At 68.8% G+C, this 13,804-nt stretch carries 15 protein-coding genes; 10 read left to right on the forward strand and 5 right to left on the reverse strand.

Annotated features, from left to right (window positions below):
- The first annotated feature begins 194 nt into the window (after window positions 1-194).
- Entirely contained in the window at window positions 195-1,511 is a 1,317-nt protein-coding gene (locus OXN85_06100) for an aconitase X (GenBank protein MCY3599522.1), read from the forward strand.
- On the forward strand, window positions 1,511-1,948 hold the full coding sequence (locus OXN85_06105; GenBank protein MCY3599523.1) for a DUF126 domain-containing protein: 438 nt from the start codon (window positions 1,511-1,513) through the stop codon (window positions 1,946-1,948). Before OXN85_06100 ends, OXN85_06105 begins: the two co-directional genes overlap by 1 nt.
- Window positions 1,949-1,981: 33 nt before the next feature.
- Here OXN85_06105 and OXN85_06110 read toward each other — a convergent pair whose 3' ends face one another.
- Complete coding sequence (locus OXN85_06110) at window positions 1,982-2,878, reverse strand: 3-hydroxyacyl-CoA dehydrogenase family protein (GenBank protein ID MCY3599524.1); 897 nt, start codon at window positions 2,876-2,878, stop codon at window positions 1,982-1,984.
- A 100-nt stretch (window positions 2,879-2,978) separates the two neighbouring features.
- Here OXN85_06110 and OXN85_06115 point away from each other — a divergent pair, with 100 nt between their 5' ends.
- Genes OXN85_06115 through OXN85_06125 form a run of 3 tightly spaced genes read left to right on the forward strand, consistent with a single transcriptional unit; the run spans window position 2,979 to window position 6,698 of the window.
- Window positions 2,979-3,938 (forward strand): 3-keto-5-aminohexanoate cleavage protein, encoded by a 960-nt coding sequence (locus tag OXN85_06115; protein MCY3599525.1) that lies wholly within the window; start codon window positions 2,979-2,981, stop codon window positions 3,936-3,938.
- 4 nt (window positions 3,939-3,942) lie between these two features.
- Window positions 3,943-5,421 (forward strand): APC family permease, encoded by a 1,479-nt coding sequence (locus OXN85_06120; GenBank protein ID MCY3599526.1) that lies wholly within the window; start codon window positions 3,943-3,945, stop codon window positions 5,419-5,421.
- A complete protein-coding gene (locus OXN85_06125; GenBank protein MCY3599527.1) occupies window positions 5,418-6,698 on the forward strand; it encodes an aminotransferase class V-fold PLP-dependent enzyme in 1,281 nt (426 codons plus the stop codon). The genes OXN85_06120 and OXN85_06125 overlap by 4 nt, the downstream gene beginning before the upstream one ends.
- Window positions 6,699-6,711: 13 nt before the next feature.
- Here the strand turns inward: OXN85_06125 and alr are convergent, their stop codons facing one another.
- Genes alr through OXN85_06140 form a run of 3 tightly spaced genes read right to left on the reverse strand, consistent with a single transcriptional unit; the run spans window position 6,712 to window position 8,662 of the window.
- Window positions 6,712-7,980 carry an alanine racemase gene (alr, locus tag OXN85_06130; GenBank protein MCY3599528.1) on the reverse strand — a complete coding sequence of 423 codons (1,269 nt, stop codon included), beginning with the start codon at window positions 7,978-7,980 and terminating at the stop codon, window positions 6,712-6,714.
- A gap of 50 nt (window positions 7,981-8,030) precedes the next feature.
- A complete protein-coding gene (locus OXN85_06135) occupies window positions 8,031-8,408 on the reverse strand; it encodes a type II toxin-antitoxin system VapC family toxin (protein ID MCY3599529.1) in 378 nt (125 codons plus the stop codon).
- A gap of 2 nt (window positions 8,409-8,410) precedes the next feature.
- Window positions 8,411-8,662 (reverse strand): type II toxin-antitoxin system prevent-host-death family antitoxin, encoded by a 252-nt coding sequence (locus OXN85_06140; GenBank protein MCY3599530.1) that lies wholly within the window; start codon window positions 8,660-8,662, stop codon window positions 8,411-8,413.
- 156 nt (window positions 8,663-8,818) lie between these two features.
- Here OXN85_06140 and OXN85_06145 point away from each other — a divergent pair, with 156 nt between their 5' ends.
- The 5 genes from OXN85_06145 to OXN85_06165 are packed head-to-tail and all read left to right on the forward strand — an operon-like array spanning window position 8,819 to window position 12,683.
- A complete protein-coding gene (locus OXN85_06145; protein ID MCY3599531.1) occupies window positions 8,819-9,058 on the forward strand; it encodes a type II toxin-antitoxin system ParD family antitoxin in 240 nt (79 codons plus the stop codon).
- The gene (locus OXN85_06150) at window positions 9,055-9,375 is read left to right on the forward strand and encodes a type II toxin-antitoxin system RelE/ParE family toxin (GenBank protein MCY3599532.1); all 321 of its coding nucleotides are present in this window, start codon (window positions 9,055-9,057) and stop codon (window positions 9,373-9,375) included. The genes OXN85_06145 and OXN85_06150 overlap by 4 nt, the downstream gene beginning before the upstream one ends.
- Entirely contained in the window at window positions 9,357-10,559 is a 1,203-nt protein-coding gene (locus tag OXN85_06155; protein ID MCY3599533.1) for a cation:dicarboxylase symporter family transporter, read from the forward strand. Before OXN85_06150 ends, OXN85_06155 begins: the two co-directional genes overlap by 19 nt.
- Window positions 10,552-11,559: an aminopeptidase gene (locus tag OXN85_06160; protein ID MCY3599534.1), complete on the forward strand. Its 1,008-nt coding sequence runs from the start codon at window positions 10,552-10,554 to the stop codon at window positions 11,557-11,559. The genes OXN85_06155 and OXN85_06160 overlap by 8 nt, the downstream gene beginning before the upstream one ends.
- Window positions 11,556-12,683 carry an aminopeptidase gene (locus OXN85_06165; protein MCY3599535.1) on the forward strand — a complete coding sequence of 376 codons (1,128 nt, stop codon included), beginning with the start codon at window positions 11,556-11,558 and terminating at the stop codon, window positions 12,681-12,683. The genes OXN85_06160 and OXN85_06165 overlap by 4 nt, the downstream gene beginning before the upstream one ends.
- An 80-nt stretch (window positions 12,684-12,763) precedes the next feature.
- Here OXN85_06165 and OXN85_06170 read toward each other — a convergent pair whose 3' ends face one another.
- Complete coding sequence (locus OXN85_06170) at window positions 12,764-13,702, reverse strand: aldo/keto reductase (protein ID MCY3599536.1); 939 nt, start codon at window positions 13,700-13,702, stop codon at window positions 12,764-12,766.
- Window positions 13,703-13,804: the final 102 nt, after the last annotated feature.

Below are 13,804 nucleotides of genomic sequence, written 5' to 3' on the forward strand. Positions count from 1 at the left end.
CGCTCAAGCATGTACGAACATCTTCGTACGAAACGATACGTGGTTCGGCACCCCCTGTCAACGAAGGTCTTCGTACCATGCGTCGGCCCTTGTGAATTCGCACCCGGCGAACGAGGCTCCCGGAACGATCAGGGCCTCCGACGAGGACGCCTCCGACGAGGCCACAACCGACGGGATGACAACCAGCGGCGACGATGGATCTGACACGGGACGAGCGAGCGGTCCTCGACGGGAGCCGGGGGGAGATCCCCCGCAAGCTCCTCCTCACCATGGTCCGCTTCGGCGAGGCGATGGATGCGGAGCGGCTCGTGCCGGTGGAGGGACCCGGGCACCTCGTGATCCCGGAGTCCAAGCCCGGGGTGGGGGCGCGGACGGAGTTTCTCGAGTCGCTCGTCGACGCCGGGGTCCGGGCCGCGCTCCCCTTCACGGCCGACCCGGCAACGATCCTCAACGAGACGCTGTCGGATCTGACGGGCGAGCAGCGGGAGCGGCTCGCTCGCGCGTACCCGATGGAGGTGCGCTACCGGGAGGCACTCACGAAGCTGGGCCTGCGCGATGCGGGCGGTCTCACCTGCACGCCGTGGTTCGAGGAGGTGGCGAACCGGCCCTCGTACGGCCAGATCGTCGCGTGGGCGGAGTCCTCCGCGGTGGTGTACGCGAACTCCGTCATCGGCGCGCGCACGCACCGGAATCCCGGGATCATCGATCTCATCTCCAACGTCGTCGGCAAGACGCCGCGCGCCGGCCTGCTGACCGACGAGGGACGGCGCGCGAGCTGGCTCGTCGAGGTCGAGGCGGCGGGGCCGATCAACGGCCAGGTGCTCGGCTACCTCATCGGGCGCGAGGTCGGAGACGGAACCCCGTGGGTGACGGGGCTCGCGGACATGCTAAAGGGCGGCGAACACCCGGCGAGCGGGAAGTTCCTGCGCGACTTCGGGACCAACGCCTCCGTGGGGGGCGGGGTCGGCCTCTTCCACCTGGAAGGCGTCACCGTGGAGGCGAAGCGGTACGGCCGGCGGCTCATCCGCGACGACGCCCGCCGGCTGACGATCGACGCGGAGCGGATCGAGTCGGTCGGGGCGTCGCTGCGGGCGGACCGCCCGGTCGAGGAGCTGCGGCCGAACAAGGTCCTGCTCGGCTGTCCGCACCTCACCTACGACCAGCTCTGCGCGTGGACCGATGCGGTGGCGAGCGGACTCGCGCGCGCCGGACGCGATCGCCTCGCGGTGGAGACGGTCTTCGTCGCGGCCCCCGACGTGGTGTCCCGCTTCCGCGCCGAACATCCGGGCTTCGCGACCCTCGCCCTCGCGGGAGGGCACGTGGGTTCCTTCTGCCTCGAGGCGTTCATGCAGGACCCGATCCTCGCGCCCGCCTGCGTCGTCACGAACTCGAACAAGCTCCGCTACTACAGCCGCAACGTGTACATGCTCGACGACGAGGCGCTCCTCCGGGTGATGGTGACGGGGGGCACGGGAGCCGCTGCCGGGGGCTCCGACGGGGGGAACGCCTGATGCCCCGGCTCCGGGGCCGGGCGGTCATAGGCGGAGAGATCGCGGCGCTCGCCGCCGTGTCCCGCGTCGGGTTCAACCCCTTCGCGAGCTTCTGCGACCAGTTCGACGGCGGGATCGACACGGCCGTGTGCGGGGATCCGCAGAACCCCGAACTCTTCGGCGAACCGCTCACCGGGCGGGTCGTCCTCGCGCCCTTCTGCGTGGGCTCCACCTCCGCCGGACCCTGCTGGGAGCGCATCGCGGAACTCGGCCTCGCCCCCGCTGCACTCCTCCTGCCCGGGGACGTGGATCCGCTCACGGCCGGAGGTCTCATCCTGGCCGATGTCTGGCTCGACGCGCCGATCGTGTGCGTGGACCGGCTGGGGCCCGAACTGCTCGACCGGGTCGAGACCGGCGACGAACTGCGCGTCGGCCGCGACGGCGTGGTGGCCTGGTAGCGGTCCGCCCTCAGGCGTCGGACGGCAGGCGCGTCAGTCGTCGGAGGCCGTGAGCCAGCCCTCCCGCTCGAAGGTGGGCGAAGGGTACGTGTAGAACCCCTCCCCCGACTTCACGCCGAGTTCCCCGCGCTCGACCATCCGGTCGAGGAAGTCGGGCGGCTTGTCGGACGGGTCTCCGGAGACCTTGTAGTAAACGTTCTCGATGTCGCGCACGACATCGAGTCCGACCACGTCCATGAGTCCGCACGGCCCAATCGGCGTGCCCCAGTCGAGCATCCACGCCCGGTCGATCTCCTCCGCGCTCAGGTATCCGCCGCCGATCAGGTGCAGCGACTCCTTCTTGATGGCCCGCCAGATCCGGTTCGTCGGATAGCCCTGGATCTCGCGGCGGGCGACGATCGGCACGAGGCCGAGCCGGCGCAGGAACCGCTTCGCCGCATCGATCGTCGCGGGGTTGGTGCCGGGGTGTCCCATGACCTCGACCTTGATATCCTCGGGCGGGCCGAAGTTCATGTTCGTGAACCGCCCGGGACGGCCCGTCGACTCCGCCAGCCACGAACCCGGCAGCGAGGAGGTGTTCGAGGCGATGAACGCGTCCGCCGGCGCCGCCGCGCCGATCCGCCCGAGGACGACGCGTTTCAGTTCGAGGTCTTCGTGGACCGTCTCGATGACCCAGTCCGCCTCCCGCACGCAGTCCTCGAGACCCCGGCACGCCTCCACGAGCCCATGTGTCGCCCCGGGCCCGTCCCCTTCGTCCGCGGTCTCGAGCAGCGCGCGCACGGCAACCAGCGCCCCGGAGAGCGCCTCTTCCGAGATGTCGTACAGCCGCGCGCGCACCCCCCGCGCCGCGCAGCCGTAGGCGATCCGCCGTCCCATCGTTCCCGCGCCGATGATGGCTACGGTCCTTGCGACGCTTTCCGTGCCGGACATGGCATCCTCTTGTGAATCGGTGTGAGATGATCAAGGCTCCCCGAGGACCGGGAACAACCTCCCGAGACCATAACCGCCTTCACAACCTTCCGAGGAGCAGATGACCAGAACCTGGAACTACGGCGACCCCTACGCCTACATGGACAGGGTCGCCGGCGGCATGCCCCCCGTCATCATCTGTCTGGCGGCGAACGGCGGCATCCAGGGCAAGGAGTATAACGACGCCCTCCCGGAGACGTCCGAGGAACTGGCCGAATCCGTCGGCGAAGCGTACGACGCGGGCGCCTCGATGGTGCACATCCACGCCCGCAACCCCGAGACGCTGTGGAAGGGAGCGACGACGACGGAGGTGTGGCTCGAAGCGAACCGCCGCCTGCGCGAGCGCTGTCCCGAGATCATCATCAACAACACGACCGGCGGCGACCTGTGGATGGACGATGAACAGCGCCTGTCCTGCCTCGACGCCAACCCCGAGGTCGCGTCGCTGAACCTCGCCCCGGACATGGGCAAGTTCAAACTCAAGCCGCGCGGGGAGGAGTACACGCACCCCCGTCCCGCGATCGACTTCGACGACTGCACACCGTTCTCCTACAAGCAGATCGCGCACTTCGCCGCGGAGATGAAGGCGCGCGGCATCAAGCCCGAACTCGAGACGTACCACCCGGGCTGCGGGTGGGTGATCCGGGACCTGATGGCGCAGGACCTGATCGAACCGCCCTACTGGGTCCAGACCGTGATGGGCTACCAGACGTCGAGCTGGCCCACCGTCGACAACGTCGTGAACATGGTCCGCGAGTTCCCGGAGGGCTCCGTCTGGCTGTGCTCGGGCATCGGGCCGCACCAGCTTCCGATGACCACGCTCGCCACCCTCATGGGAGGACATGTCCGCGTCGGCCTGGAGGACAACATCTACTACCGCCGCGGCGAGAAGGTGGCGAGCAACCGCCAGCTCGTGGAGCGCGCCGTCCGGATCGCGCACGAGCTGAACCGCGAGGTCGCCACGCCCGCGCAGGCGCGCGAAATACTCGGGCTTTCCCCGACTCCGTCGCAGTACGGCTGAGCCCATGACCGAGCCCACAACCAGGTCGGCGACCCCGGACGCAGGCGGCGAACGCGAGGTCCTCGGGCGAGGGATCCGGCTCCGGTCGCTCTTCTCGCTCGCCTTCGGGACGATCATCGGCGTCGGCTGGATCACGGTCATGGGGGCGTGGCTGAGCGGCGCCGGCGCGATCGGCGCCATCATCGCGTTCGTGCTGGGCGGCCTCGGCATTCTCGCGATCGGGCTCTGCTACTCGGAGATGGCGGCCGCGTACCCGGTCACCGGCGGCGAGGTCGCGTACGTGTTCGAGGCGTGGGGAGCGCGCTGGAGTTTCGCCGCCGCGTGGTTCCTCGCCTTCTCCTACATCTTCACGACCTCCTTCGAGGCGATCTCCGTGGAATGGGTCGTGTCGGCGCTCGTCCCCGGGTTCGGCGGTCCGGTCATCTACACGCTGCTGGGGCAGGAGGTGCGGCTGTGGAGCCTCGCCCTCGGACTCGCCGTGATGGCCGCGATCACGTTCATCAACTACCGCGGCGGAAAGACGGCCGCCTGGTTCCAGGACCTGATGACGGCGGGACTCATCATCCTCACCCTCATTTTCGTCGTCGCGGGGGTCGTGGGCGGCAGCGTCGCGAACCTGGCGCCCATGTTCAGCGGGACGACGCCGGGGACGGCGCTGGTCGGCGTGGGCATCGTGCTCGGGACCGCCGCCTTCTGGTTCGCCGGCTTCGACACGATTCCGCAGGCGATGGAGGAGGTAGAGGAGGGCGCGAAGCTGCGGCTCCTGCCGCGCGTCATGGGCGCCTCGATCCTGTTCGCGCTCGTCTTCTACTGTCTCGTGATTCTGGCGACGGCCATGAGCATGCCCCGCGCGGAACTGCTCGCCTCGGAGCTTCCGGCCGCGGCGGCGATCGAGGCCGCCCTGGGCTCGCCGTTCCTGGGCCGGGTCGTGCTGTTCGCCGGACTCTGCGGGCTCATCACGACGTGGAACGCGATCTTCTTCGCCTCCACGCGGATCGTCTTCGCCATGGCTCGCGCGCACATGATCCCCCACCGCCTCGCCAGGGTGCATGACCGCTACGGCTCACCGTCCGCCGCGGTCATCTTCGTGGCCGTCATGGGGAGCGTGGGGGCGCTGTTCGGCCGCAACGCCATCCTCGTCATCGTCGGAGGCGCCGCGATCTCGGCCATGATCGTCTTCCTGGTCGTCGTGCTCGGGGTCCTGCGGCTGCGCAAGACGCGCCCCGACCACCCGCGTCCCTACACCGTGCCCGGCGGCCGGGGCTTCCTTTATCTCAGTGCGGTCGTCGCGTTGGGGCTGCTCGGGGCTTCGATCTGGGAACCCTTCCACGGGGCGGGCGGCCGGATTCCCGCCGAGTGGATCGTCCTCGTCGTCTGGGCGGCGCTGGGGCTCGTCTTCTACCGCGCCGCCGCGCCCCTCCGCCGCGAGGTGAGCGACCGGCAACTCCGCTGGCTCATCCTCAGCGACGAGGATCCGGAATGAACACGAGTCGCCGTAGCTTCCTCCGGCAGTCCGCAGGCGCGCTGGCGCTGGCCCCGATCGTGCCGGTGGGGCGGCTCGCCCTGCGCGCCGGGCGAGACAGCGCGCTGCCGCAAGAGGCGTGGGTGGCGCGGGCGCGCGCCGAGATCCCCGCCTCTACGGAGAGCCTGTACTTCCAGACGGGCGGGATCGGCCCGGCTCCGAACGCGGTCATCGACCACGTCCAGGAACGGCTCGCCTTCCAGAACCGGAGCCCGGCCGAGCCCCGCATCTCCGACGAGATGGCGGGGATCGAGCCCGACCTGCGGGCGCAACTGGCGCGCGTGTTCGGGGCCGGGACCGAGGAGGTCGCGCTCACGCACAGCACCTCCGAGGGGATCTCCATCGTCGCCTGGAGCCTGAACTGGGAGCCGGGAGACGAGGTCGTGATCTCCAACACGGAACACCCCGCCAACGTCGTCCCGTGGTACGTCCTCCGCGACCGGTTCGGGATCGCGATCCGCGAGATCGACCTGAGTCCCGGAACCGGGCTCATCGACGAGGTTCGCGGCCAACTCTCGGACCGTACGCGGATGGTGAGCATCAGCCATGTGTCGCGGAACAACGGACGAACGCTGCGGACGGACGAGTCCGCCGAACTGGGGGACTTGCTGCGCTCCCGCGGCGTGCGCTACCACCTCGACGGGGCGCAGGGCCCCGGCTGCGTACCGACCGACTTCCGCGCCCTCGGCTGCGATGGCTATTCGACCTGCGGCCACAAGTGGCTGCTCGCCCCCAAGGGCACGGGCGCGCTCTTCGTGCGCCGGGAGATGCTCGACGACGTGCACCTGAGCTGGGCCGGTTCGCACAGCCACGCGACGATGGACTACGAGGGTGGCTACACGCTCCTCCCCAGCGCCGCCCGCTACGAGTTCGGCACCCGCGCGCTGGCGGACTTCGCCGGCTTCGCCCGCGCGGTGGAGTGGATGGAGGGTGTCGGCCTGGGGAAGATCGAAGAGCGGATCCAATCGCTCGTCGACCACGCGATCGAAGTCGTGGACGCCACCGAGGGACTGGGCGTGTCCTCCCCGCGGGCGCGCCCGGACCGCTCCGGCGTGTTCGTCGTTCAACTCCAAGAGGGGTGCGACGCCACGCAGCTCTACAACGATCTGCGCGAAGACGAAGGGATCCTCGCCTCCCCCGTCCGGGAGGAGCGCGACTTCCGACTATCCATCCACTTCTTCAACACCCGCGACGAGATCGACACCGCGATCGCGGCCATCGCGGAGCGCTGCACCTGACCGGGAGGCGTCCCTACACCACGCGTCTCGGGAGCCGTGGATTCATGGACTGGATGATGCCGAGGAAGCCGCGGCCCGTCCGTTCGGCGACGGTGTGGGGGAGCACGGACGGATGGTCGGGGCCGATAAGGGTGGCGACGTCGCCGACCTCGACCGTCTTCTCCGGGCCGATGTCGAGGATGGTGTGCGCGGAGTTGACCCCGCCGGCGACGGGGTACAGGCGGCCGTTGATCAGCACGTCGCACGTCCCGTTCGCCTCGGACGGATAGCCGTCGGTACGGCCGATCGGCAGCAGCGCCACCCAGGTGGCCCGGTCGGCGGTGAAGGTGTGGCGGAAACCCGCGCCGTCGCCCGGCTTGAGGCGCTCGACCCGCACGACGCGCGCGTTCATGCGAAACACGGGCCTGAGGTCGGCCATCTCCCGGGCGCCCTCCCCGCCGGAAAGGTGGTTTCCGAACAGCGCGTTCCCGGGCCGCACCATGTCGTAGTGCGCCTCGGGCAGGTTGAACAGTTCGAAGGAGGGCGAAGCGTGGAGGGTGCCGAGGGGAAGGTTCTTCCCGCGGGCCCAGGCGAGGAGTTCCTCGAAGCGCGCAAGCTGCTCCCGGTTGAAGTCGAGATCGTGAATGAACATGGTGTAGGTGCCGTTCACGTCGACGTATTCGCTCTGCACGAGTTCCTCGATCCACCCGCGCGCGCGGGTGTACGGCATCCCCTCCCGGTTCATCCCCGTATCGATGAAGAGCTGAACGGGCACGGGACGGCCGAGTCGCCTGGACACGCTCCGCAGCCGCGCGGGCGCATCATCCAGCCACACGGACGGGAGCACGTCGTGTCTCGCCAGCTCCTCGATCTCATCCTCGGATCCCTCGGCCATGACCACGATGGGCTTGGTCACCCCCTCCTCCCGCATGGCGAGCGCCTCCTCGACGCGCACGGCGGCGATGCCGCCCACCTCGGGCATCCCGGCGAGGAGCGGCCCGACCGCACGGTCGCCCAGGCCGTACGCGTTGTTCTTTACGACGGCGAGGATGGGGCGGCCGCCCGCCAGCCGCGCGGCCTCGCGGACGTTGTGGGTCCAGGCGGCGCGGTCGAGTTCGATCCACGGGTCGAAGCGCTCGGGAGTGTAGACGCGGTCGGTCGCTGCACCGGCGGACAGCAGGCCGGCACCCGTACCGCGCGTTCTCGCGGCGGTCGCGCAGCCGGAGGTGGCGGCAAGCCCCAGGGCGGCCCCGGTCAGGTGGAGGAACCGGCGGCGCGGGAGAGGCGATGACGGGCGATCCATGGGGCCCTCCGGGCTCAGCAGGCGATGTGTTGAGTGAGGCGAATGTACGCTTAAGCCCGCAGCGTAGGCACGTCGTAAAGCGGGATGCGCGAATCGCGGGTGACGAGGATGAGCCCTTCAGCCCGGGCCTGAGCGATGAGCATCCTGTCGAACGGATCGCGGTGGTGCAGCGGCAGGGTCGCCGCTCGCTCGGCGTGATCGAACGTCAGCGGCAGGTGCGCGAACCGCTTTTCCTCCACCACGGCCGCCAGGTTGTCCGGTGCGGCAAGTCGACCCTTGGCCTTCTTGATCGCGATCTCCCACCCGGAGACGGCGCTCACGAACACCTCGCTGTCCGGGTCCGCGATCGCCTGCCGCGCCGATTCGGCGATGTGACGAAAGTCGGACACCCACCAGAGAAACGCGTGTGTGTCGAGCAGCAGCCGCATCGTCAGTCAGCGCCGGGGAAGATTCTGGAGTTTTCGAACGCCGCAACGATCTCGTCATCCTCGTCGTCGAAGTCCGGAGCCATCACGATCCGCCCCTCCAGACCGCCCGGCTGTCGAGGCTCGACGGATTCCTCGTACGGCGTCAACCGCACCCACGGTTGTCCCGAGTTGCAGATCACGACCTCTTCCCCCTCTCGGGCCAGCCTGGCGAGACGGGAAAGCTGTGACTTTGCTTCATGCATGTTGACCTTCATGGGATCATGTATCCTCTCGGCGGTCGACGAGCTATGGCTAAGCTAAGTCTAGCTAAGCTCCGTTGAATCGACAACCCACTGAACAACGCCGAATCAACAATCGTTGCACTGCGGAACAGGTTGTCAATTCTTGCCAACTTCGGTACGCTCAGGAACATGAACACCATGAACATCTCGCTTCCCGCCCCGATGAAGTCGTTTGTCGACCAGCAGGTCGCCGAGCGTGGTTACGGAAGTTGCAGCGCGTACATCCGTGAGCTGATCCGCCGAGACCAGGATCGGCAGCACCTTCGAGGGCTGCTGCTGGAGGGCGGTGAGTCCGATCCCGCCGTCACCGCCGATACGGCCTACTTCGACGCGCTACGCGCCCGGGTTCGCAGGCACGCGACGGAGTGACGCCGGAATCCGTGGTCCTGAGGGCGGCGGCCCGTCGGGACGTGGATGAGGCGATCACTCACTACCTGAAGGAAGCCGGCTCGCAGGTCGTGCTCGGTTTCATTGAGGCGCTCCAGGAGGCCTTCGGGCACATCGCTGACAACCCGCGATCCGGTTCGCACCGGCACGGTCACGAGGTGAACCTGCCCGGACTGCGCTCGCGGCCGCTCAGGGGTTACCCCCACCTCGCCTTCTACATGACAGGACACAACCGGATCGACTTCTGGCGCATCCTGCACGACCGACGCGACGTCCCGGAATGGCTGCGGGACTCCTGAGCAGGGTCCCGGCGTATGTCTGGACGTTCCTGGCACTGGCCGGGGGTCTGGCCGCCGGCGGGTTCTTCCCGGGGCCGCTCGCTCCGGTGGCCGACGCCACGGCGACGCTTATCGCCTGGGTGGTCGCCGTCGTGCCGCTGCTTATTCTGGCGGCCCTCAGCCCGGCGATCGCCACGCTGGTGCGGCGCGGGCTCGCCGGGCGCTTCGCGGGCGCGGTCGTTCTCTGGTATGTCTTCACGTCGACCGTCGCCGGTCTCATCGCCGTCGTGACCTCCGCCACGATCTTTCGCATCCCGCTGGCCACCGGGGACCGGGGCGTGTGGACCGAAGCCGCCGCGATGCTGCGAAGCCTCGGGGAGGGCGGGGCCTCGTGGCCGCTGCTCGCGATTCTCGCCGGAGTCCTGCTCGGAGCCTTCGGCGCACGGCACGATCCGACCTACCGCGTGCTGCGACGAATCGCCGACTCGATCGAGAAGGCGGGCGGCAAGCTGGCCTACGTCATGCTTCCGCTCATTCTCGCCTTCGGCATCACCCTGGGCGTGCGCTTCGGCGCGAGCCTGGGGCTCTCCCACTATCTGACGATGGCCGCCTATACCGGCGGGCTCGTCCTGGTCTGGTGGGCCTTCTACACGTTCGTGCTCGTGCGGAGGGTGGGACGGCGGCCCGTGGGCCCCGTGTTGAGCGGGTACTATGTGCCCACGGCGGTCTTCGCCGCAGGCACGTGTTCGTCGCTGGCGACGCTCCCGGTGAACCTCGCGAACGCGAAGAAGGTCGGCGTGCGCGACGAGGTGGCGGACTTCGTCCTCCCGTTCGGCGCCGTCGCGAACCTGGACGCGAGCGCGCTGGCCTACGTCGCGTATGGACCCTTCGTCGTCAGCTACGTGTTCGGCCTGGAATTGAGCTGGATGATGATGCTCGCCGCGTGGCCCGCCGTCGTCCTGTTCACGATCGCCGCTCCCGGGCTCCCGGCCGGGATGGGCACGGCGCTGTGGAGCGCGACGCTGTTCGCGAGCATGCTGGGGCTCGAGGGCCAGGCGCAGGGGGAGTTCATCGCGGGCTGGATCGCGCTCTCCGGAGGCATCCCGGACATGCTGCGCACGGCGACCAACACGACCGGAGACGGCTACACGGCGATCATCTTCGACGGCCGCTTCGATGAGTTCTTCGCGAGGGATCGTGGCTGACGGAAGGGTGGCTGGCGGTACGGTAGCCGAGGCGGACGTGAACCTCTCGCCCGGAGCGCGGCGGCTCGTGCACGTGAACGGACGGGTGCTGCCGGGTGAAGTCGTCGTGATCGTGACCGATCCAACGATGGGGCGGTACGCGGAGGCCGTCGCCACGGCCGCCCGCGAGGCCGGGGCCGCCGTGACCGTTTGCATCATCCCGATGCGGGACCAGGACGGGCAGGAGCCACCGCCGCCCGTCGCGCGCGCCATGGCCGAAGCGGCGGTGATCTTCTCTCCCGTACGCGTCTCGATCACCCACACCCGCGCGATGCGGGCCGCCCTCGAGGCCGGGGCGCGCGTCTGCATGATGACGGCGTACACCGACGCGATCATGACCAGCCCCGCGCTGCTCGAGACTGACTTCGAGGCGCAGGCCGACGTCTGCCACCGCCTCGGCGCGGCGTTCACCGAGGGCAAGTCCGCGCGCCTCACCTCCCCTCGGGGGACGGATCTCCGCTTCGGGATCGCGGGTCGCGTCGCGAACGTGCTGACCAACGTCCCCGATCCGGGGGAACTCGCTCCCGTCCCGGACATCGAGGTCAACGTCGTGCCGGTGACGGGTTCGGCCGAGGGCACGCTCATCTTCGACGCCTCGGTCCCCTACCTCGGCATCGGCATCCTGGAGGAGCCCATCGTCTGCTCCGTGCGCGAAGGCGCCATCGTGGAGATGTCCGGCGGCGCGCAGGCCGATTTCCTGCGCGAGCATCTGGAATCCTTCGGGGACCCGCACTGCTTCAACGTCGCCGAGTTGGGCGTCGGCCTGAACCCCAACGCCCGCCTCACCGGAGAGATGCTCGAGGACGAGGGCGTCATGGGCACGATCCACATCGGCATCGGAACGAGCCACACCCTCGGAGGCGAGATCGTGGCCCCGACGCACTACGACCTGCTTATGTGGGAACCGACCATCGCCGTCGACGGCCGCGTCGTCCAGCGAGACAAGCAGGTTCTGGTATGAGACGAGGCGCGGAGATCCTCGTGCGGACGTGCGCCGGCGTGCAGCCCGCCGAGGACGTGGTCATCGTCACGGATCCGGAGCGGATGGCGATCGCCCGGGCCGTCGCCGACGCCGCGCTTGAGACCGGAGCTGTCGCAAGCATCGTGATCCCACCCGAGCGGTCGATCGACAACGAAGAGCCGGGACCCGCGGTGGCTGCGGCGCTCTCGGCCGCCGACGCCGCCTTCCTGCCCGTGACCCTGGCGCTGGCCCACACCCGCGCGGTGCGCGAGGCCATAGGCGCCGGAGCCCGAGTGCTCTCCATGACCGCGTTCACCGAGCGGATGATGCGCGAGGGCGGGCTCTTCACGGACTTCCGGGCGCGCAAGCCGCTGTGCGACGCCATCGCGGCGAAGCTCACCGCTGGCGAACGCCTGCGGGTGACGAACCCTGCCGGCACCGATCTCACCATGAGCCTCGCGGGCGTGACCGGGAACAGCCACGCCTGCCTGCTGGACGGCCCCGGCTTCACCGCCGTTCCCAACATCGAAGCCAACTGCGCCCCCGCGCAGGGCACAGCCGAAGGCGTGTTCGTCTGCGATGGGAGCATCCCCTACTACGGCGTCGGCCCGATCCGGGAACCCGTGACCTTCCGCATCTCGAAGGGCTTCGTCACCGATATCGAGGGCGGCGACCAAGCCGGATTCCTCGCGGATCTACTCGCCCGACAGGACGACCGCTGGGTCTACAACCTAGCCCAGTTCGCGTTCGGCCTGAACCCGGCCTGCACCGAATTCACCGGCGAAATGCTCAACGACGAGGGCGTGAACGGCACCGTCCACATCGGCGTCGGCACCTCCGCCAACCTCGGCGGCACCGTCTCCGCCAAGACCCACTTCGACGCCATCGCACGGGCCCCAACCGTGTGGATCGACGACGAAGCGATACTCCGCGACGGAGAGATCCTCGACATGGTGCGCGTCCGCGAAGCACGACGAGCCTTCCGCGAATTCTACGCCACCTGCTTCTGGTCGTACCGCCCCGACCTGGAGATCGGTTTGGACGACGTGGCATGGGTGGCCGAAACCCTCAAGAGGAATGGGAATCTGAAGGCCTGGCAGGTCGCAAGCCGACTGTCCCCCTGACGGTGGTGCTCAAGCGTTCGGAGCGGGACGTTTCGGATTAGGACGTTCCCGCGGGAACGTCCGGGACGCGGATCCGGGCTTCAGAAGTCCTGGACGAGCTCCCGCATGCGGCGCTTGGCCGCCTCATCCGGGAGGCGCCCGAAGGCGGCGCCGATGTTCTCCGCCATGTGATCCGGGTTTGTCGTCTCGGTGAGGGCGCACGTCACGGCGGGGTGGGCGAGGATGTACTTGAGGGAGAACTGCGCCCAGCTCGCGCAGTCGAACTCGACCGCCCAGTCGGGCAATTCGCGCCCGCTCACGCGGCCGAAGTAGCTGCCGTTCATGAACGGACGGTTGATGAGGACGGCGAGTCCGAGATCCTGCGCGAGCGGAAGGAGACGATCCTCCGCGTTGGGTTCCATCACCGAGTAGTTGACCTGGACGAAGTCGAGGGGCTGCGTCCGCATGAACGCCTCGAACGCTTCGTGCTGGGGGATGCTGGAGGTGGTGACGCCGATGTAGCGCGCCTCGCCCGAGTCCTTCCACCGGAGCACGTTGGGCCAGTGCACGTCCAGATCGCGCATGCTCTCGACCTCGAGCAGATCCAGCGTGCGGCTGCCGACGAGCCGCTGGTTCTGCCGCATCTGCTCGATGCCCGCGGCTTCCCCGTCCGTGTTGATCTTCGTGGCGACGAAGAGGCGGCCGCTGAACTCCGGCGCGGTCAGGACCGTGCCGAACTCCGCGTCGATCTCCGGCGTGCGCGGCGAGGTGTCCACGACCCGCCCGCCGTGATCGAGAAGCACGCGGATCACGCCCGCCACGGGCTCCGTCCCTTCGGTCCGGATCTCGAGCACGGGCTTCGAGGAGCCGAAGCCGACGATGGGCAGCGTCTCCTCCGTTCCCGGGATCGGTCGGGTGGGAAGCGTCTCCTGGACCGGGGGCTTGCTCCCGAAAAGGGCGCGCGGGGCAGCCAACACAGCGCCGGCACCCGCCAGACGAATCAGGAAATCGCGTCGCGTCGCATCGCTCGGGGTCGTCATCGGCCCTCCCTCAATCGGTCCAGCGGCAGTTTCGGCATCAATCTAACGGCAGAAATGGCAACGATGCAGCGGCAGGTTAGGACAACGGAGCTCTCACAACAT

Source organism: Candidatus Palauibacter australiensis, assembly GCA_026705295.1.
GTDB lineage: Bacteria > Gemmatimonadota > Gemmatimonadetes > Palauibacterales > Palauibacteraceae > Palauibacter > Palauibacter australiensis.